Origin of the sequence: Pseudoalteromonas sp. 19-MNA-CIBAN-0066 (assembly GCF_040308705.1) — a bacterium.
Lineage (GTDB): Bacteria > Pseudomonadota > Gammaproteobacteria > Enterobacterales > Alteromonadaceae > Pseudoalteromonas > Pseudoalteromonas nigrifaciens.
In genome coordinates this window covers 1-18,564 of record NZ_JBEONZ010000047.1, presented here as the reverse complement: position 1 = coordinate 18,564, position 18,564 = coordinate 1, and the positions used below count along the sequence as shown (strand labels likewise).

The window sequence follows — 18,564 nt, the reverse complement described above, 5'->3', positions numbered from 1 at the left end:
TTGGCGAGAAAATGGCCGAATTATAACAGCTGGCCATCTAATCTGAGAAATTGCACTTATTATCCGAATTTAGGCTTAATGGGTGTACAACAATAAGTAGATTCTAATTTTTAGGACACATGATGATAAACAACACACACGTTAAACGCTCTGCGCTTACTTTATTGTGTAGCATAACTGCCTTACCTAATATGGTATTAGCTGCTGAATATTCTGTGTATGGTAAAGCAGAAGTACAAATAGCTAAAACCGATACAGGCGTTATGCGCTACGCCGATGAAGGCACACAAATAGACGCGCCATTTTCACGCATAGGGATCAAAGGACAACACACACTTAACGAGTACGTTAGCGCAGTATTTAAATACGAAGTACAAGTAAAGGGCTTTGAACATGACGATACTAACGAGCCGTTTGCAGCGCGTAATACCTATTTAGGTTTAAAAGGTGCATTTGGTGAAATAGTTGTCGGTAGAAACGATACCCGCTTTAAATACTCAGAAGGTAAGCTGGATAATTTTAACGAAACACAAGCCGATATAGCACAAGTTATTGCTGGGCAAGACCGCCTTGGCGATACCATCACTTACACTTCAAACTATTGGCATAATGCTCAGTTTTCATTTACTTATGCCCCCAAAGACGATAATAAAGATAACCAAGCGGGTTTTGCCGCTACACTTATTTACGGTGATCGTAATTTAAACAATACGCCATATTATATTTCTTTAAGCCATGTTGACTCACTTAATAATATTAAAGCGAGTCGGATTGCAGGTGTTTATAAGTTTGAGCAGTTACAGCTAGGTGCTTTGTATCAACACTCAGAGTCAATAGATGGCACTAAATCAGGCAATGGCTATGTACTAAGTGCAAGCTATACATTAGATAAATGGGTTCCTAAATTACAGTTTGCAAAAGATGACTCAGCACTGCGTCAAGAGTCAGAAGCCACTCAGTGGAGTACAGGTTTAGACTATGTATTTGATAAACAAACCACGGCTTATCTTTTATATACAGACTTAGACTTAGAAGAAAACGCCGATAGCAGCTTAGCGCTTGGTCTTAGGTACAAATTTTAAGGTTTAGATAAATGACACAACAAATTTTGCAAAATAACGCGCCTAAAAACCAATTTAAGCAATGGTTATTACTGCTACTTGGGCCAAGCATAATGCTATTGACCTGTTTACTCGATCCTCCTACGGGCATGTCCAGTGCAGCGTTTAAAACTGCTGGGTTAGCATTTTGGATGGCGTCGTGGTGGGTAAGCGAAGTAGTGCCTATTCCGGCGACTGCTTTATTGCCACTTCTTATATCGCCACTGGCTGGTATAGCAGGTATGAAAAGTGTAGCCGCGCCTTATGCTCATCCATTAATATTTTTATTTTTAGGTGGGTTTTTAATTTCTATCGCAATGGAGCGCTGGGGGTTACATAAACGCATAGCACTGAGCACCATGTTGTATGCAGGCACTAAGCCTAGCTTACAAATATTAGCTATGATGCTGGTTACGGCCTTTTTATCTATGTGGATGTCAAATACAGCCACTGCAGTGATGATGCTACCAATAGCTTTGTCTATTACACATTTAGTAAAACAGTCAGATCCTAGCAATGAAGGGTTTGGTAAAGCTTTACTACTCTCTATTGCTTATGGTGCCAGTATTGGTGGTATTGCAACATTGATCGGTACTCCGCCTAATGCATTAATGGCAGCTTACTTGTCCGATAGCTACCAAATAGAAATTGGCTTTGCACAGTGGATGCTAGTCGGTGTGCCACTGGCGGTAAGTATGCTGTTTATTAGTTGGATTTGGCTTACAAAGTTTGCTTATAAAGTAGACGCAGGTATTAAAAACAATCAAAAAATAGACACCAAAGCTGTATTTACTGAACAATTAAAAGCACTTGGTGAAATGCAACGCGCCGAAAAAGGCGTGCTATTTGTATTTGTGCTTGCTGCCGCGTGTTGGATATTTAGACCTTTGCTAGGCGAGTTTAGTGGTTTGAGTATTTCTGACACCACTATTGCGATTGCAGCGGCGTTATTATTATTTGTATTGCCTGCAAATAAAGGCACTGACGAGCGTATTTTAGATTGGGAAAGTGCTGCTAGAGTGCCATGGGGCGTATTATTATTGTTTGGTGGTGGCTTAACACTTGCCTCGCAAATAAAGTCATCGGGCTTGGCGCAATATATTGCACAAATGATTCAAGGCGCGAGTGCTATTCCTCTCGTTATGAGTATTTTAGTGGTCGTTGCACTAATTACATTTTTAACCGAAATCACCAGTAACACAGCCACCGCGGCTGGTTTTTTACCCTTACTTGGCCCCGTTGCAGAATCCATTGCAGGCTCACCACTTGTGTGGGTTATTCCGGCGGCGATTGCTTGTAGTTGTGCGTTTATGATGCCAGTAGCCACCCCACCAAACGCAATTGTGTTTGGCTCAGGGCAAATACAAATGCGCGACATGATACGCGCAGGCTTTGTGCTTAATATTGTAGCTATTGTTTTAATTACCTTAGTAACAATGACAATTGCAGCGCAAGTATTTGGCTTTTAAATTACGCAGCTATTGGCTGCTAAACAACAGCCAATAGCTGCAATAGTTACCACTTAGTTCCAACCAAAACCAGAGTAGTTTTGTATATAGTTCAATACTATGCAAAATTACTCTTTATTGCTCGTATTACAGAACAAGGTTATAGTCTCAAATAACTTTAAAATTTGAGTAATCTATTTTGACTATCGACGCACCGCAAACACCTTCGTTAACTACACAATTTGATGAGTTACAACAGTACTTTATAAAAACTCCTTACTTGTCGATTAATAAACGCATCACAGTGTTAAAGCAATTGCGCAGTCGTGTTGTAGAGTTTGAGCAAGAGCTGATAGATGCAGTGTCAAAAGACTTTGGTTATCGCACCGCATTTGATACCTTGCTAGGCGATATATTACCCACTATGCAAGCCTTAGCGCACACCATAAAAAAACTACCAAAGTGGTCTAAACCAAGCAAACGCTCAGTAGGTTTAAGCTTATGGCCTTCAAAGGTGAGCGTAACATACCAGCCTAAAGGCGTGGTTGGCATTATAGCGCCTTGGAATTACCCAATACAGCTTGCCATTGTGCCTGTTATTACCGCATTGGCAGCGGGTAATCGTACAATGTTGAAGCTCAGTGAGTTTACCCCCCACACCAATCAAGTGCTTGAAAAGCTATTTAGTGGTGAACTAGAGCAGCATTGTAAAATAATACAAGGGGGGAGTGATGTTGCTAGTGAGTTTTCATCGCTGCCATTTGCACACCTGTTTTTTACAGGCTCAATTGCGGTAGGTAAGTTAGTAATGGGCGCTGCAAGTGCTAATTTAACGCCAGTTACCTTAGAGCTTGGCGGTAAATCGCCTGTTATTATTACTGAAAAAGCAGATATTAAAAAAGCGGCGCAAGCAATACTCTTTGGTAAAATGGCCAATGCTGGGCAAATTTGTGTTGCCCCCGATTATGTATTTGTACCCAAAGAGCTTGAGCATCAGTTGGTGCAACACTTGTGTGAATTATATAAGAAACACTACAAACAAGGGGTAGAAGGTAAAAATTTAACCTCTATTGTAAGCGACGCTCACTATGCACGCTTATCTGGTTATTTAGAACAAGCACAGCAGCTAGGCGCAACCATAATTAAACCTCTTGAAGATAACCAGCAAGACCCAGATAAACATCGAATGGGGCTACATATTGCCACCCAAGTAACCGATGAAATGCAATTAATGAAAGATGAGCTATTTGGCCCAATATTACCTGTAATGAGTTACACCAACTTAGAGCACGCAATAAGTTATATAAAGCATCATCATCACCCATTAGCCTTGTATATTTTAGGGCAAAATAAACAAATTCAAGAATATATTATAAAGCAAACACTAAGTGGTACTGTTGCGGTTAACGACACCTTAGTGCAAGTAACTGCCGATGATGCGCCGTTTGGTGGAGTGGGGCATTCTGGAATGGGGCATTATCATGCTAATGAAGGGTTTTTAACCTTTAGCCATGCTAAAAACACGCTGGTTTCTGGATCATTCAATCCACGTATCGGCATGCTACTTAAACAAAGCAAAGTACTAATTAAGTTATTAAAGTGGCTTTATATTAAAAAGTAGTGAATATAACAAAAAGGCTAAACTCATCTTACTGCATTAGTTAGTATTAGCGAGCTTAGCCTTGTTATTTAAACGCTGTTTTAGAGCAATTAATTAAAACAGCGTTTAAAGCAGTTTATTAAAACAACCGCCCTTCACCAGCGTAAGTGCCGGCTAAAATTCTGGTATAAATAGCGTCGGCTTTTTCTTTTGCTTCTTCAACTTCTTTAGGCAGCATTTTTTGCTCGTCGAGCTTGCGACTATGGCTTGCTTGCATATTGCCGTTATACTCGGCAATGGTGTTCCAAATATATGACTTTTCTAAATTCTTAGGCATGCCTAAGCCTTCAAAGTACATTAAAGCTAAATTAAATTGCGCCAAAGTATAATTATTGGCTGCAGCTTTTTCATACCACGTTTTAGCAAGTTCATAATCTACGCTTACGCCATCACCATTGGCATACATAACGCCTAGGTTAAATTGTGCAGCGGGTAGGTTTTTGTTTGCCGCTTGTTCAAATAACTTTATTGCCATTTGTTTGTCGAGTTTTACCCCGTTGCCTTCATTGTATAAAACGGCTAAAGCAAACATAGAATCGGGGTGATTTTTTGCTACCCCTTGTTGATAAAGTTGAGCAGCTTTACGGTAGTCACGCGTTACACCATACCCACCTTCATATAATTTACCCAGCTCATAAATACCAGGGGCAAATCCTTTATCTGCTAGGTAATTAAACTCTTTTAGTGCTTGTGCAAATTCGCCTTCATTAGCGGCTTTGATCCCTTCCTCTAACCCAGCATGAGCGAAAGGGCTACTAAGTAAAATGCCAGCTAGGAGTAAGGTTTTTAAATTAAACTGTGACATAAGAATGTCTCCAATAAGTGATAGTTGCAATGTGTACTATTTAAACATTATTCTATTTAAAATTTTGCGCTAAATGAGGTAATGCAACGTTTAAAAATTAAGTGCAAAGTTTATTGCTTGTTATGCATTACGCTGGCTTTAGTATTAAGCACCGCATTAGCAAATGCAAAGTACGCTTATTATAGCTTAAAGCCGAGCAGAGTTGTTTTAGCAGTGTAAGATACAGATATTACAAAAAATTTAAAGCAGTAAAAAAAGCCCTTTCGGGCTTTTGGGTCATATCAACCGTCACTAATATGAAAAATGAAGATGTAAGCTAAACTTTGTTTATTAAAACCTGAGCTACATAAGTATTACGTGCTTAAATAAAATAACAGCATCCGTGCTGAAAATTCATCCTTGGGCACTGAGGTCGGTACATTTAACTTATGCGAGTGATTATCAGTTAGATTTAAGTTGAAGTCAAATGCAAATAAAAACTATTATCAAATTTGTGTGTGCGCAGGAGAGTTATGTTAATTAAAATAAATACAAAAAAAATAATACATGCAATGGTAGTCATCAGCTTTTTACTTTTAGCTAGCTGCTCTACTTCTTTTGCTTATAACAATTTACCTTGGCTATCATCATTTTGGGTAGATGACTACATAGACCTAAACAGTAGCCAAGCAAAACAACTTAAAATTATAATTAAACAAACCCGTAATTGGCATCGTCAGGTAGAGCTGCCTAAGTACAAGCAAGATCTTATCAAGTTACAAAAAACATTTAATAGTGAGTTTAATATCAGCGATTTAACACAGCAGGTTACTGTAGCTAAATTGCATTGGAACAATTTATTAGTACAGGTTAAAGCGCCTTTAATAGAATTGGCTAAAACGCTCAGTACCAAGCAACAACAAGAGCTTGTAACTAACATACAAGCTAACTTAGCTGACGAGTTAAAACAGTATCAAGAGCAAACGACGCAACAACTTAGCGAAGAGCGCCTAAAAGAGCAGCTTAGTTATTATAAAGATTGGTTAGGGAAATTAACTAAGCAGCAAACACAGCTCATAACAGTAGCTAACGAGCAGTATATTAATACCTTTGTGCTTTGGCAGCGTTATAAGCAAAATAGGTTAAACGCACTGCAACAGGCTTTTAATTATGAGTTGCGTAATGTTGAACAGTTTGAGCAGCAAATGAGCATTATAATTACCGATCGTGAATATTTTATTAGTGAAGAATTAGCGGCCAAAAACCAAGCTAATTTAATGGCTCATGTAAATTTGCTTGTTAGTTTAAATAGTACTTTATCGGATAAACAACGCCGCCACGTAAATAAGCACTTTGCTGAGTTGATAGAAACGGTGGACGATCTTATTGCTGATTAGCTCCTTTTACTTCACTGAATTTATTTATAAATATATTATTTGCTTATATTGTTATTTGGGCTATTTCACATACATTTGAAAGTAGCCGCGCATCGTTTTCAAAAAGACTTAAAAACCTTGCCATGCTTGACCCTCTGACCGGAGCGGGTAATCGTTTGGCAATGAATCATTATTTTTCGGTTGAGTTACGTAAGCGTGCCCAGCTTTACTTGTTTTTAGTTGATTTAGATTATTTTAAGCAAATAAATGATAAATACGGCCACGATGTGGGCGATAAAGTATTGATAGAAGTAGCCACGCTATTAAAGGTCACTTTTGCTAAAGGTTATGTTTTTAGGGTCGGGGGCGAGGAGTTTGCACTTATAAGCTCGTTTAATAGTGAGCATGCAGAGCTTGCTGTTGCCGAAAAAGTAAGAGCTGCACTGGAAAATAAATACATAAACGTTGATAACTATAAAATAAACCTAACAGCAAGTATTGGCGTTGCAAATTATAAACCCCAACAATCACTCAATGAATTGCTTAAAGCAGCCGATAAACAGCTTTATAAAGCCAAAGATTTAGGGCGCAATAGCGTTTATTATCCAGCGGTTAAAAGTGACAAAACAACGCTTATATAGCGATTAATACATGTGATCAAAATTTGGGATACTGTTTTCCCAAATCGGTTTATCTTTGCCTAAATACTCGCGCACAGCATCAAAAAATAGTCGCGTTCTGACCGGTAAGTCGCGATGTGGATATAACGCATACATAGCACTGTGGTCCATTATTTTTATATTGGTAAGTAATGGCACTAACTCGCCATCAATAACTTCGTTATCGAGTAAAAATGCAGGCGCCAAAAAGTAACTGGTGCCAGAGAGTGTTTTCATTAGCAATACTTCAGCGTCGTTAGCCCGAAACACACTCCTTATTTTTTGCTCGCAAGCCTCACCTTTATCGTTATAGTAATTTATTGCATCCACTCTAAATGCATTGCTTTTATAGCTTGCCGCCGGTAATTGAGCCAGATCGCTCATAGTTTTAGGCATGCCATAGGTTTTTACAAATTCAGGTGTTGCTAATATTAATAAACGATTACGGGCAATTTTACGCGCAATGAGCGATGAATCTTTTGGCTCGCCAATTCTAAATGCTAAATCAAACCCTTCAGATACTATATCGACCAAGCGGTCATCTAAACGTAATTCTACTTCTACTTGTGGAAAGCGTTTTTGAAAATCATTAATAACAGGTTGTAAATAACGGCGACCAATAATGGTTGACGCTGTTATTTTTAATAATCCACGCGGCTCTTGGTGATAGTTTTCGGCCATGCGCAGGGTTTCACCTAGCAGCTCTCTAAGGTCGGCTGCTTTTTTTATCATTTCGGCGCCCGCTGCAGTAAGCGAAAAAGAACGTGTTGTTCTGTTTAACAACCTCACGCCAAGCTCATCTTCTAAACGGCTAATTTGTTTTGATATAACGGAGCGGTCAATATTACGTATTTCAGCTGCTTTGGCAAAAGAGCCTTGTTCAACCACTTCAAGTAACATTAAAAGTCGACTAGTTGTATCCATAATATTACCTAAAATAGTTTATTGATGCCATTTTGGCATTAATGAATTTAGAAATCTATTATTTTTGTCAGCACGATTGTTCCGTACCATGCAACGCTAATTATAAAGGAGCGTCGTAATGAACAAACATTTAATTGCTGTAGCACTGGCTACAGCATCCTTAACACTTACAAGTTGTGCCGATGAAAGCACGGCTCAGTCGGCTCCAACAGCGCAACATCAGCCAATAGATGTTGCCAAGGTTATTGTTAAACCGGTACAAAGCTGGCACACCTACACAACTCGCTTAGAATCGCCTCAAGAAGTTGCTTTAATGCCACGAGTATCGGGTGTTATCGACAGCATCGAGTTTAACGAAGGTGACTTGGTAAATAAGGGCGACGTGTTATTTCAATTAGATAACCGTTCATTTACAGCCAAGGTTGCCAGCCTTGAGGCGCAAGTTAACAGTGCAAAAGCAGCGCTTGAACAAGCAAGCAGTGAAGCAACCCGTGCGGTACGCTTAACGCAGCGTAAAGCTATTTCAACTGAGCAAGCACAAGCACGTACTTCAACACTGCGCCAACGCGAAGCGCAACTAGTGGCGCTACAAGCACAGTTAACATCGGCGCAGCTTGATTTAGAATTTACCTCAGTTGTATCGCCTATAGATGGCATTATTTCGCGCGCTAATATTACTAAAGGTAATAATATTTTAGCGGGGCAAAGCGTATTAACGTCGATTGTTTCAAATGAAAAAATGTACGCTTATTTTGATATAGACGAGCGCACTTGGAATTCATCGTTTAATGATGTTAGTGCAGCAAGCCGCCAACCTGTGGTAATGCAAAAGGTAGGTCAAGATGATTTTGCTTATTCAGGTTACATCAACTTTATTGACAACCAAATTAACGCCGCTACGGGTACTTTACGCGTGCGAGCAGTGTTTGCAGATAATAGCGGGCAGTTACGTGCAGGCTCGTTTGCGCGTATTAAGTTAGCCGCTAATGCAATTACTGAAACAGTGATAGTGCCAGATAGAGCAATAGGTACAGATTTAAAAAATCGCTTTGTACTTACGGTCGGCGAAAACAATGTTCTGCAATATAAATTAGTAACCGTTGGAGAGCGTTATGGCTCATTACGCGCGATTACTGCAGGCCTTACAGAGGGTGATGTGATTGCTGTAAATGGCCCCGCTCGCGTCGGACCTGGTATGCCAATTTCTCCTAATACCGTCACTATTGATACCAGTGGAATTGCATTTACTTTAGGTAATAGCAACAACCAGTTAGTCGCTAAACAATAAGGTTTATTGATGAAGTTTTCGCACTTTTTTATCCAGCGCCCAATATTTGCGGCGATGTTGTCGTTAATCATTTTAATAGCAGGGGGAATTTCATTATTTCAACTGCCAGTAAGTGAATACCCAGAAGTTGTTCCACCTACCGTAGTGGTAACAGCCAGTTACCCGGGGGCAAACCCAACCGTTATTGCACAAACGGTAGCAACGCCATTAGAGCAAGAAATTAATGGCACCGAAAACATGTTGTATATGTTTTCACAAGCCACTAGTGATGGTCGTATGACCTTAACGGTGACGTTTGCGCTTGGCACCGATTTAGACCGAGCACAAGTACAAGTACAAAACCGAGTAAATAGCGCATTGCCGCGTTTACCACAAGAAGTACAGCGCTTAGGCGTGGTAGCCGAAAAGTCATCGCCCGACTTAACCATGGTGGTGCATTTATATTCTCCTGAAAACACCCACGATACGGCGTATTTATCAAATTATGCCGATTTAAATATTAAAGATGAAATTGCACGCTTATCGGGCGTAGGTGATATTCGCCTGTTTGGTGGCGGTAAATATTCTATGCGTGTGTGGCTTAATCCCGATGCTTTAGCATCGCGCGAGTTAACCGCATCGGATGTAGTAAGTGCACTGCGCTCACAAAACCAGCAGGTTGCTGCGGGTAGCTTAGGCGCTCAGCCAATTTCGAACGACAGCCAGTTTCAAATATTGTTAAATGTTAAAGGTCGTTTAAACAGTATTGAAGAATTTGAACAAGTTATTATTAAAGTAGGTGAGCAAGGGCAGTTAACCCGTTTATCAGATATAGCTCGTGTAGATTTAGGGCAAGACACTTATGCACTGCGCGCTGAGCTTGATAATCAACCAGCACTGGCTATGCCAATATTCCAACGCCCGGGTTCTAATGCAATTGAGCTCTCTGATCAAGTACGCGAAACCATGGCGCGTTTAGCGAAAGACTTTCCTACCGGTGTTGAATACGACATAGTGTACGACCCTACAGTATTTGTACGCGGCTCTATCGATGCGGTAATTACTACCTTGCTAGAAGCAATCGCATTGGTTGTTATTGTGGTGATTGTATTTTTACAAACATGGCGTGCATCTATAATTCCATTGATTGCGGTGCCTGTTTCACTCATTGGTACTTTTGCAGTGATGCAGTTGCTGGGAGTGTCTATTAATACCTTGTCGCTGTTTGGTTTAGTATTGGCCATAGGTATTGTGGTAGATGATGCCATAGTAGTGGTAGAAAACGTTGAGCGTAATATTGAAAAAGGTCTGTCGCCACTTGAAGCAACCCGCGTTGCCATGAGTGAAGTAACCGGCCCTATTATTGCAATTGCCTTGGTACTTAGTGCGGTATTTATTCCTACAGCGTTTATTACCGGGTTGTCTGGGCAGTTTTATAAGCAATTTGCCTTAACCATTACTATTTCTACTATTATTTCAGCTTTTAACTCGCTGACTTTATCCCCAGCACTCGCTGCATTATTATTAAAACCCCATGACGCAAAGCCAGACGCTTTTACGTGGTTGTTAAATAAACTATTTGGTCGTTGGTTATTTGCACCCTTTAATCGCGTGTTTAATCGTGGCGCTAAAGGCTACGAAAAACTGGTACAAAAGCTGATCCGCATGAGCGTGGTGGTCATGGTTGCTTACGTTGCTTTAGTGGGCGGTACTATTAAGTTATTTGACTCTGTACCCGGTGGCTTTATTCCTCAGCAAGATAAACAGTATTTAGTGGCGATTGCACAGCTCCCTGATGCTGCGAGCCTAGATCGTACCGAAGCGGTTATTAAACAAATGCAACAAATAGCGCTAGAAGTGCCTGGCGTTGCCCATACGGTTGCCTTTCCGGGGTTATCGGTTAACGGTTTTACCAACAGCCCTAACAGCGGTATTGTATTTACGCCCTTAGCTCCTTTTAGTGAGCGGACTGATCCTAGCCTATCTGCCATGGCAATTGCAGCGCAACTTAATCAGCGCTTTGCAGCAATTGACGAAGCATTTGTAGCGGTATTTCCGCCGCCGCCTATTCAAGGTTTAGGCACCACAGGTGGCTTTAAATTACAAATTGAAGATAGAGCAAACAAAGGCTTTGAAGCATTATTTAATAGCCTACAGGCGGTAATAGCCAAAGCGCAACAAGACCCTGCATTAGTTGGCCTGTACTCAAGTTTTCGTATTCAAGTCCCACAAATGGATATAGATATAGACCGTGAACAAGCGCTTATTCAAGGCATACCGCTGGATGAAGTGTTTAATGCGTTACAGATATATTTAGGCTCAGTGTATGTAAACGACTTCAATTTATTTGGCCGTACTTACCAAGTAAATGCGCAAGCTGACGCCGATTATCGCGTTGATCCAGAACAAATATTGCATTTAAAAGTACGTAATCGTGCGGGTAATATGGTGCCATTAGGCTCGGTGTTAACGGTAACTCCTACCATAGGCCCAGACAGAGTAATGCATTACAACGGCTACCCAAGTGCAGAGCTTAACGGCAGCCCAGCGCCAGGTTATAGCTCAGATCAAGCACAAGTTGCGATTGAAAAAGTACTTGCCGATACGCTACCTTCAGGTATTGAATACGAGTGGACCGAAGTAACCTATCAGCAAGTGCTTGCGGGTAATACTATGGTGTATGTATTTCCGTTAGTGGTACTACTGGTATTTATGGTGCTGGCTGCACAATACGAAAGCCTACGTTTGCCATTGGCAATTATAATGATTGTACCTATGACCATATTTTCGGCGCTAATTGGCGTGTGGTTTGTGGGCTCAGACAACAACATATTTACGCAAATTGCATTAATTGTGCTGGTGGCTTTGGCCTCTAAAAACGCGATACTTATGGTGGAGTTTGCCAAAGATCAACACGAAACCGGTTTATCACATTTAGATGCCATGTTAGCGGCATGTCGGATGCGCTTACGCCCCATATTAATGACCTCAATAGCCTTTACCGCTGGCGTTGTACCATTAGTATTAGCAACGGGTGCGGGAGCCGAAATGCGCCACGCTATGGGTAATGCTGTATTTGCAGGCATGATAGGAGTAACCGTGTTCGGCTTATTATTTACCCCGGTATTTTATATGTTAGTAGCCAATAAAAAGCAAAAAGCACAGCAGGTATCACATGATTAAATTAGTGCAAAAAAACCTTAAAACGTCGCTTACCACAAGCGCTATATTAATTGCTGCTATGTTATCGGGTTGCGCCGCTAAAATTGACGCTGCCAGCGAGCAAAACGTGGTTAGTGAGTTTATAGCTAGTGCCAATATAGCCAGCGAGCTTAATAATATTGATGAGACAAACTGGTGGCAAAAGCTAGAATCAGCTCAGTTAAATCAGTTGGTTACAGACGCATTAGCCAATAACCACAACTTACAAACCAGTCAGTTAGTACTTAAAAGCGCCTTGGCGCGCTTAGGCGAGCAACAAGCGCAGTATTTACCGCAAGGCGGGGTAGAAATTGGCGCGCAGCGCAGTGGTTTAGGCGATACTAACAGTCGTCAATCGAGTGCTAATTTAGCACTTAATTTGCAGCTCGATTTATTTGGTCGTATTACGGCATTGGTTGATGCAGCGAATGCATCGGCCATGAGCCAAGCCGAGCAAGTGCGTTTATTGCAAATTGAAGTGGTTTCGTCGGTTGTTAAAGGCTTTGTGAGCTATCAAGGTAATGTACAAAAGCAGCACATTGTTACGTTGCAAATAGACGCACTAGAGCAAAGTATTGCGGTACTTCAAGCCCAGGTTGATGAAGGCGTAGCAAACGAGCTTGATTTAAACCGTACTATGGCACAACTTAAGCAACAACAAGCACTAATGCCGGCAATTGAATACGCTAAGTATCGTGATTTATCTACACTGGCTGTGCTTAGCGGGCGGCTAGCACAAAATGTTAAACTCACTAATGAGCAAGCCATTTTAGAGCATAAATTTACCGTATCGTTAAATGATGCTAATGAATCTATCGCACTTAGGCCCGATATTAGCCAAGCACTTTATGCATTTAGCCAAGCAAATAGTTTAAGTGTTGCTGCAAGTAAAGCGTTATTACCAGATATAAGCTTAAGTGGTTTTGCAGGCGTGCTTAGTATTGGTAGTAATAGTTTTAGTAATACGCAGCAGCAGTGGCAGGTGGCTCCGCAAATTCAGTGGTCAATACTGAGCTACCCGTCACTCATAGCGCAGCGCGATGCACAGCAACTTTTAACTCAAGCGGCTTATAGCGATTATCAACAAGTGATACTCCAAGCGCTGAGCGAAAGTGAACTTTCTTTGCAATTATTGGTCAACCAAGCTCAGCAAAAGAGCTTTGCTGAGCAGCGTTATCAGTTTGCTAATAATGCATTTTTACAAGCGCAAGCAATGTACGAAGAAGGGCAAATTCCTTACTTAGAGTTGTTAGATGCGCGTCGGGATGTTCTAATAGCTCAAGAAAATGCCGTTGATTCAACGATTTCATCACTGCTCGCTAAAGTAAATGCTTACCAATCATTTAACGGGCGATGGAGTTATGCGTTAAATAATACTAACCAGTAGAGTTTTTTGATGTCTGATACTGATATTTCACCGCAATACACGCTACCGCAGACTATGCGAGCAATTGTATTGCCTGAGCCTAATGAAAAAATTTGTTTAGCCGATGTTGAGCACACTGTTCCTGAGTGTGCAGACAACGAGCTACTTATTAAAGTTGAATATGTTGGCTTAAACCCAGTTGATGGCTTGTTTGCTAAATCGGGTTTTTGTAAGTGGCAATATCCACATATTTTAGGGCTTGATGCCGTTGGCGTAGTGGTAAAGGCTGGTAAAGGTGTTTTTCCGGGTGTTGGCACGCGTGTAATGTGGCATGCCAGTATTGGCGATCAAGGGGCGTTGAGTGAATATACTAAAGTAGCTAACTATGCTGTATCGGTTGTTCCTGCTGAGCTTGCAGGCGATATGGCGGCTACTTTACCTTGTGCCGGTATGGCTGCACTTATAAGCCTAGATAAAATTAATATTACCGAGGGCGATACCGTATTAATTGACGGTGGCGCAGGGGCTGTAGGGCAGTTTGCCATTCAGTTTGCAAAGCAGCGCGGTGCCGACGTATTTACCACAGCAGCTAAGCGTAATCATAAATTGGTAAAACAATTAGGCGCTGATGTGGTATTTGCTTACCACGATAAAGACTTATGCGAAAAAATTCGCCGAGAGCTTGGCCCACAAGGCTTTGATGCGGTAATAGACACCGTTGGTGGCGCCTCTACAATACGCAATATAGAACTAATGCGTTTTTGTGGGCGAATTGCTTGTTTAAACCCATTGCCACATTTTGAACAAGAGCTAATGTATCGTCGAGCACCCAATATTGGTGTTGTATCCTTAGGAGGTGCTTGGTTGGCAAATAGTTTATGTGCCCAGCAACGTTTAAGTTTTATGGGTAACTTATTAATAGAAGGTGCTTTGAGTGGTGACATTAAAACACCCAAAATTACAGCTGTCGACTTTAACGCACAAGCAGTATCAGCAGCACTGCATAAACAATTAGACGGCGGTTTTACCGGCAAACAAGTGGTTAAAATAAGCACTTAGTTAATTTTATAATTGAGCGGATACTAATTAACGCAGCATATAATTATGCTGCGTTTTTTTATGCCCGTTAAAGTCGCTTTATCTTTAAGGCGTGATTTAGCTAAGTTTTGTTGTTTAATTAGCCAGATAAAGAAAAATAATGTTTTTCAGCGTATAGCCGTAAGCCCTTGTGTTTAAACAGTTTGCGTTCACGTAAAGAAAATAAATTGAAAAAACTGTTAATTATTTGCATAGAGTAATTGATCTAATCGAATTTTTATGACGTAATGTAGTTATTATTATCTGGTCGGATGAGTTCAATCATGAGTTTACGTACAAAATTAAAAAAAGTATTACCAAGTATTTCAATTACTGAACAAGAAGCGCTAGACGCCGGCGATGTATGGTTAGAAGGGTCTATCTATCAAGGTAAACCTGACTTTAGTGCACTACGTGCCGTGCCAGCTGCAGTATTAAGCGCAGACGAAAAAGCCTTTATTGATGGCCCACTGCAAGACTTGTTGGGTATGATTGATGACACCGAAATTCAAAATGGCATTCATTTACCGGATTACATTTTAGACTTTTTAAAGAAAGAGCGTTTCTTCTCGCTGATCATTCCTAAATCGTTTGGCGGTTTAGAGTTCAGCCCATACGCTAACTCAACAATTGTAGCCACTATTGCCACTAAAAGCTCTGCAGTAGCTGTAACAGTAATGGTACCTAACTCGTTAGGCCCAGGTGAGCTATTACTGCATTTTGGTACGCAAGAGCAACAAGCACACTACCTACCACGTTTAGCAAATGGTACAGACATTCCATGTTTTGCATTAACTAGCCCAGAAGCGGGTTCTGATGCAGGTGGCATTCCAGATTTAGGTACAGTTACTAAAGGCATGTACAACGGCGAAGAAGTACTAGGTTTAGAAATTACGTGGGACAAGCGTTACATTACACTGGCGCCTATTGCGACTGTATTGGGCTTAGCATTTAAAGTTGTTGACCCTGATGGTTTGCTTGGCGGTAAAGAAAACCTAGGTATTACCTGTGCGCTTATTCCTAAAGAGCACCCGGGTGTAGAGTTAGGTAATCGCCATGATCCTATGAATATTCGTTTTTATAACGGTACTACGCGTGGTAACAAAGTATTTGTACCTATGGACTTTATCATTGGTGGCCAGAAAAACATTGGTCGCGGTTGGCAAATGCTAGTTAGTTGTTTAGGCGCAGGGCGTGGTATTTCATTACCAGCACTGGGTGTAAGTACGGCGCAAGTTGCATTTAAATCAGCGTCTGAGTACGCTGCTGTGCGCGAGCAATTTGGTTTAGCAATAGGCCAGTTTGAAGGTATTCAAGAAAAGCTTGCCGATATTGCAGGTAAAACATACCTACAAGAAGCAATGCGAGTGCTTACAACTGAAGGCTTAGGCATGGGCTTAAAACCATCGGTAGTAACTGCAATTGCTAAATACCACATGACCGAGTTGGGCCGTGATGTACTCGACTCTGCAATGGATATTCAAGCGGGTAAAGCAATTCAAAATGGTCCACAAAACACGCTAGCAAGCGGTTATGTAGCACAGCCAATTGCTATTACGGTAGAAGGCGCGAATATTCTTACTCGTAACCTGATGATCTTTGGTCAAGGTGTAATGCGTTGTCATCCATACTTACAATCTATGGTTGAATCAATTCATAGCGAAGATAAAAATGCAGATAAAGAATTTAACCGTATTTTACGTAAAACAGTAAGTTACAGCGTAGCAAACAGCTTACGTGCGTTCCGCTTGGGTGTATTACCATTTACAGCAGGTGCAAGTTCAACGTTACCAGAAGTACGTGAATACGAAAAAGCAGCACATAAACTGTCAGCTAAATTAGCTGTATATGCAGATTTCTCGCTACTTGTACTTGGCGGTAAGCTTAAGCAAGCAGAAATGTTGTCGGCACGTTTAGGTGATGTAATGAGCTTTTTATACGCGGCAATGGCGTCAATTAAATACTACGAGCAAAAAGTATCAAGCAGTGAACGTGAGCAAGCAGCACCGTATTTTCATTATGCCACTCGCTTTGCACTACAAAGTGCTGAAGAAGCGCTGCACAAGTTTTTAGATAACTTCCCTGCAAGTGGTACGCGTAAGTTCATGCGTTTTATTACCATGAACTACTCAACTAAAATGCCAAAAATTAGCGACGACTTAATTCGTGAATTAGCTAAGCAAGCTCAGCTAGATACGGCCTTTAAAGCGCAAATTACGCATTTAGTTAAGCCAGTTAAAGGTGATGGGCATTACATTAACGAGCAAGCGTACAAAGCTAAAATGGCATCGCTTGGTGAGTTGGCTAAAGTTAAAAAAGCACTGCGTGCTAAAACAATTAAAGCGGGTATTCGTTTTTCAATCACACTTGATAACGCACTTGCGGCTAATGTAATTACAGCGGCTGAACATACTCAGCTTATTGATTACAACACTAAGCGTGAAAAAGCGATTCGTGTAGATGAGTTCGATTTTGATATGAACTTACTTGACGACAACGCACAACCGGTTAACCCACTTAAAAGTGTTGTAAACCAGTAATCACTCAGTGTAAATAAATTCAACAATGTAAGCGCCTGTAGTTTGGGCGCTTTTTACGTTTAAAAAAAGCCCCTGAAAGTTAATTGAGGGGCTTTTTGTAACTTAATGAGGAGCTATTTAAAATAAATAAGAAATAGTTAAGTTACCCGATACAGCAACGTAGGTGCCTGTGCGGTACATAAAATCTTCATATTCATCAGCTTGGCGTAGAGTTAAAACAAAATCTAAAGCCGCAGGGCCCCAGTTGTAGCCTAAGCCGCCACCAAGTTGAAAGCCTGACATAGTCTCATTTTCACCCAAGGCACTCCACTTATCTGAAAAGAAACCAGCACCGCCATAGCCCCTAAAGCCTTTTTTAGACAAACCCACACCCCCGTAAGCCATTAGGTCGAATCCATCACTTTCTATCGCTGAAAAATCGTCATTTTCTAATGAGAAGTAGGTAGTTCTAATTTGAAAGTGATTATTAACAGCATAACCAGCAGCTATATTAAAACCACTAAAATCCAAATCTTCGCTTGAGCTATTGTCATTGGCTAATGTGAACGCGTAAGCACCCGCTCCAATACTCCAATGTTTTTGAGGTACTGGTTCTAGCTCATTCGCTTGTACAAAAGAGCCTAGTAATAAAGAAGATAGCAGCAAAGTTCCCTGGAATATTTTTTTCATTATTTTTCCTATTTTGATATTTTAAAAGTACGATTTAAAGATAATTCTCATAAAGCATATTCAGGTTTTAACGACTAAAAAATTTAGCCCGTTACACCAAGTAAGCAGCATGTATGATGTTATAGAGATGAAATCGGCGAGAGAATAGCGCATACAAAAGCAAGTGTCTAATATTAAGTCATTGTATTTATTGAGTTATTTGCAATAGTGGTGTGGTTGGGATACTTATCATACTAATTGTGAGCGGTATGTGAGCGGTATGTGAGCGGTATGTGAGCATGTATTGAGCAATGCTGCTAATTGTTTTCTGTTTTTTGATTTAAAGATGAATAGAGGTAATAGCTAACGTTAATGAAAATAAATTTATAAATAAAATTGTTCTTTGTCACTTAAGTAGTTTTTACTATTAAATAACACTTCTTGAATTCAAGTATTAAGTGCAATCATTATGCAGCCACCAGAACTTCTGATTGCCCCGTAAATAATTCATGAG

At 40.7% G+C, this 18,564-nt stretch carries 12 protein-coding genes and 1 pseudogene; 10 read left to right on the top strand and 3 right to left on the bottom strand.

Annotation, left to right across the window (positions count from 1 at the left end):
* Positions 1–122 precede the first annotated feature (122 nt).
* The 3 genes from AAEZ18_RS16830 (at position 123) to AAEZ18_RS16820 (ending at position 4,169) form a co-directional block, all read left to right on the top strand.
* The gene (locus AAEZ18_RS16830) at positions 123–1,082 is read left to right on the top strand and encodes a porin (RefSeq protein WP_192532308.1); all 960 of its coding nucleotides are present in this window, start codon (positions 123–125) and stop codon (positions 1,080–1,082) included.
* 11 nt (positions 1,083–1,093) lie between these two features.
* Positions 1,094–2,569, top strand: a complete 1,476-nt coding sequence (locus AAEZ18_RS16825) for an SLC13 family permease (protein ID WP_350594979.1) — start codon at positions 1,094–1,096, stop codon at positions 2,567–2,569.
* Between the two features lie 178 nt (positions 2,570–2,747).
* Positions 2,748–4,169: a coniferyl aldehyde dehydrogenase gene (locus AAEZ18_RS16820; RefSeq protein WP_350594977.1), complete on the top strand. Its 1,422-nt coding sequence runs from the start codon at positions 2,748–2,750 to the stop codon at positions 4,167–4,169.
* 118 nt (positions 4,170–4,287) lie between these two features.
* On the opposite strand, the gene AAEZ18_RS16815 is transcribed toward AAEZ18_RS16820, so the two are convergent.
* Positions 4,288–5,013, bottom strand: a complete 726-nt coding sequence (locus tag AAEZ18_RS16815; RefSeq protein WP_179807135.1) for a tetratricopeptide repeat protein — start codon at positions 5,011–5,013, stop codon at positions 4,288–4,290.
* A 512-nt stretch (positions 5,014–5,525) separates the two neighbouring features.
* Between AAEZ18_RS16815 and AAEZ18_RS16810 the strand changes: the two genes are divergently transcribed.
* Together AAEZ18_RS16810 and AAEZ18_RS16805 are read left to right on the top strand one after the other, a co-directional pair.
* On the top strand, positions 5,526–6,389 hold the full coding sequence (locus AAEZ18_RS16810) for a DUF6279 family lipoprotein (protein ID WP_179807134.1): 864 nt from the start codon (positions 5,526–5,528) through the stop codon (positions 6,387–6,389).
* Positions 6,386–7,009: pseudogene (locus AAEZ18_RS16805) on the top strand (GGDEF domain-containing protein); the annotation flags it as partial. The gene AAEZ18_RS16810 and the pseudogene AAEZ18_RS16805, both read left to right, overlap by 4 nt.
* Before the next feature lie 3 nt (positions 7,010–7,012).
* Here the strand turns inward: AAEZ18_RS16805 and AAEZ18_RS16800 are convergent.
* Positions 7,013–7,951, bottom strand: a complete 939-nt coding sequence (locus AAEZ18_RS16800; protein WP_011329997.1) for a LysR family transcriptional regulator — start codon at positions 7,949–7,951, stop codon at positions 7,013–7,015.
* A 118-nt stretch (positions 7,952–8,069) separates the two neighbouring features.
* On the opposite strand from AAEZ18_RS16800, the gene AAEZ18_RS16795 reads away from it, so the two are divergent.
* The 5 genes from AAEZ18_RS16795 to AAEZ18_RS16775 all read left to right on the top strand — a co-directional run bounded on the left by AAEZ18_RS16795 (position 8,070) and on the right by AAEZ18_RS16775 (position 17,402).
* Complete coding sequence (locus AAEZ18_RS16795; RefSeq protein ID WP_179807133.1) at positions 8,070–9,239, top strand: efflux RND transporter periplasmic adaptor subunit; 1,170 nt, start codon at positions 8,070–8,072, stop codon at positions 9,237–9,239.
* Between the two features lie 9 nt (positions 9,240–9,248).
* Positions 9,249–12,401 (top strand): efflux RND transporter permease subunit, encoded by a 3,153-nt coding sequence (locus tag AAEZ18_RS16790; protein ID WP_350594973.1) that lies wholly within the window; start codon positions 9,249–9,251, stop codon positions 12,399–12,401.
* Positions 12,394–13,806, top strand: coding sequence for a TolC family protein (locus AAEZ18_RS16785; RefSeq protein WP_350594971.1), 1,413 nt, complete (start codon positions 12,394–12,396; stop codon positions 13,804–13,806). The genes AAEZ18_RS16790 and AAEZ18_RS16785 overlap by 8 nt, the downstream gene beginning before the upstream one ends.
* Positions 13,807–13,815: 9 nt before the next feature.
* Complete coding sequence (locus tag AAEZ18_RS16780; RefSeq protein WP_350594969.1) at positions 13,816–14,844, top strand: zinc-binding dehydrogenase; 1,029 nt, start codon at positions 13,816–13,818, stop codon at positions 14,842–14,844.
* Positions 14,845–15,146: 302 nt separating this feature from the next.
* A complete protein-coding gene (locus AAEZ18_RS16775; RefSeq protein ID WP_011330002.1) occupies positions 15,147–17,402 on the top strand; it encodes an acyl-CoA dehydrogenase in 2,256 nt (751 codons plus the stop codon).
* A 117-nt stretch (positions 17,403–17,519) separates the two neighbouring features.
* On the opposite strand, the gene AAEZ18_RS16770 is transcribed toward AAEZ18_RS16775, so the two are convergent.
* Positions 17,520–18,071 carry a hypothetical protein gene (locus AAEZ18_RS16770; protein WP_350594967.1) on the bottom strand — a complete coding sequence of 184 codons (552 nt, stop codon included), beginning with the start codon at positions 18,069–18,071 and terminating at the stop codon, positions 17,520–17,522.
* Between the last annotated feature and the right edge of the window lie 493 nt (positions 18,072–18,564).

Coding starts and splice junctions, on each gene's coding strand:
- AAEZ18_RS16825 (WP_350594979.1), top strand. CDS start 1,094: ATGACACAACAAATTTTGCAAAATAACGCGCCTAAAAACCAATTTAAG.
- AAEZ18_RS16785 (WP_350594971.1), top strand. CDS start 12,394: ATGATTAAATTAGTGCAAAAAAACCTTAAAACGTCGCTTACCACAAGC.
- AAEZ18_RS16775 (WP_011330002.1), top strand. CDS start 15,147: ATGAGTTTACGTACAAAATTAAAAAAAGTATTACCAAGTATTTCAATT.
- AAEZ18_RS16830 (WP_192532308.1), top strand. CDS start 123: ATGATAAACAACACACACGTTAAACGCTCTGCGCTTACTTTATTGTGT.
- AAEZ18_RS16800 (WP_011329997.1), bottom strand. CDS start 7,951: ATGGATACAACTAGTCGACTTTTAATGTTACTTGAAGTGGTTGAACAA.
- AAEZ18_RS16815 (WP_179807135.1), bottom strand. CDS start 5,013: ATGTCACAGTTTAATTTAAAAACCTTACTCCTAGCTGGCATTTTACTT.
- AAEZ18_RS16790 (WP_350594973.1), top strand. CDS start 9,249: ATGAAGTTTTCGCACTTTTTTATCCAGCGCCCAATATTTGCGGCGATG.
- AAEZ18_RS16795 (WP_179807133.1), top strand. CDS start 8,070: ATGAACAAACATTTAATTGCTGTAGCACTGGCTACAGCATCCTTAACA.
- AAEZ18_RS16770 (WP_350594967.1), bottom strand. CDS start 18,071: ATGAAAAAAATATTCCAGGGAACTTTGCTGCTATCTTCTTTATTACTA.
- AAEZ18_RS16780 (WP_350594969.1), top strand. CDS start 13,816: ATGTCTGATACTGATATTTCACCGCAATACACGCTACCGCAGACTATG.
- AAEZ18_RS16810 (WP_179807134.1), top strand. CDS start 5,526: ATGTTAATTAAAATAAATACAAAAAAAATAATACATGCAATGGTAGTC.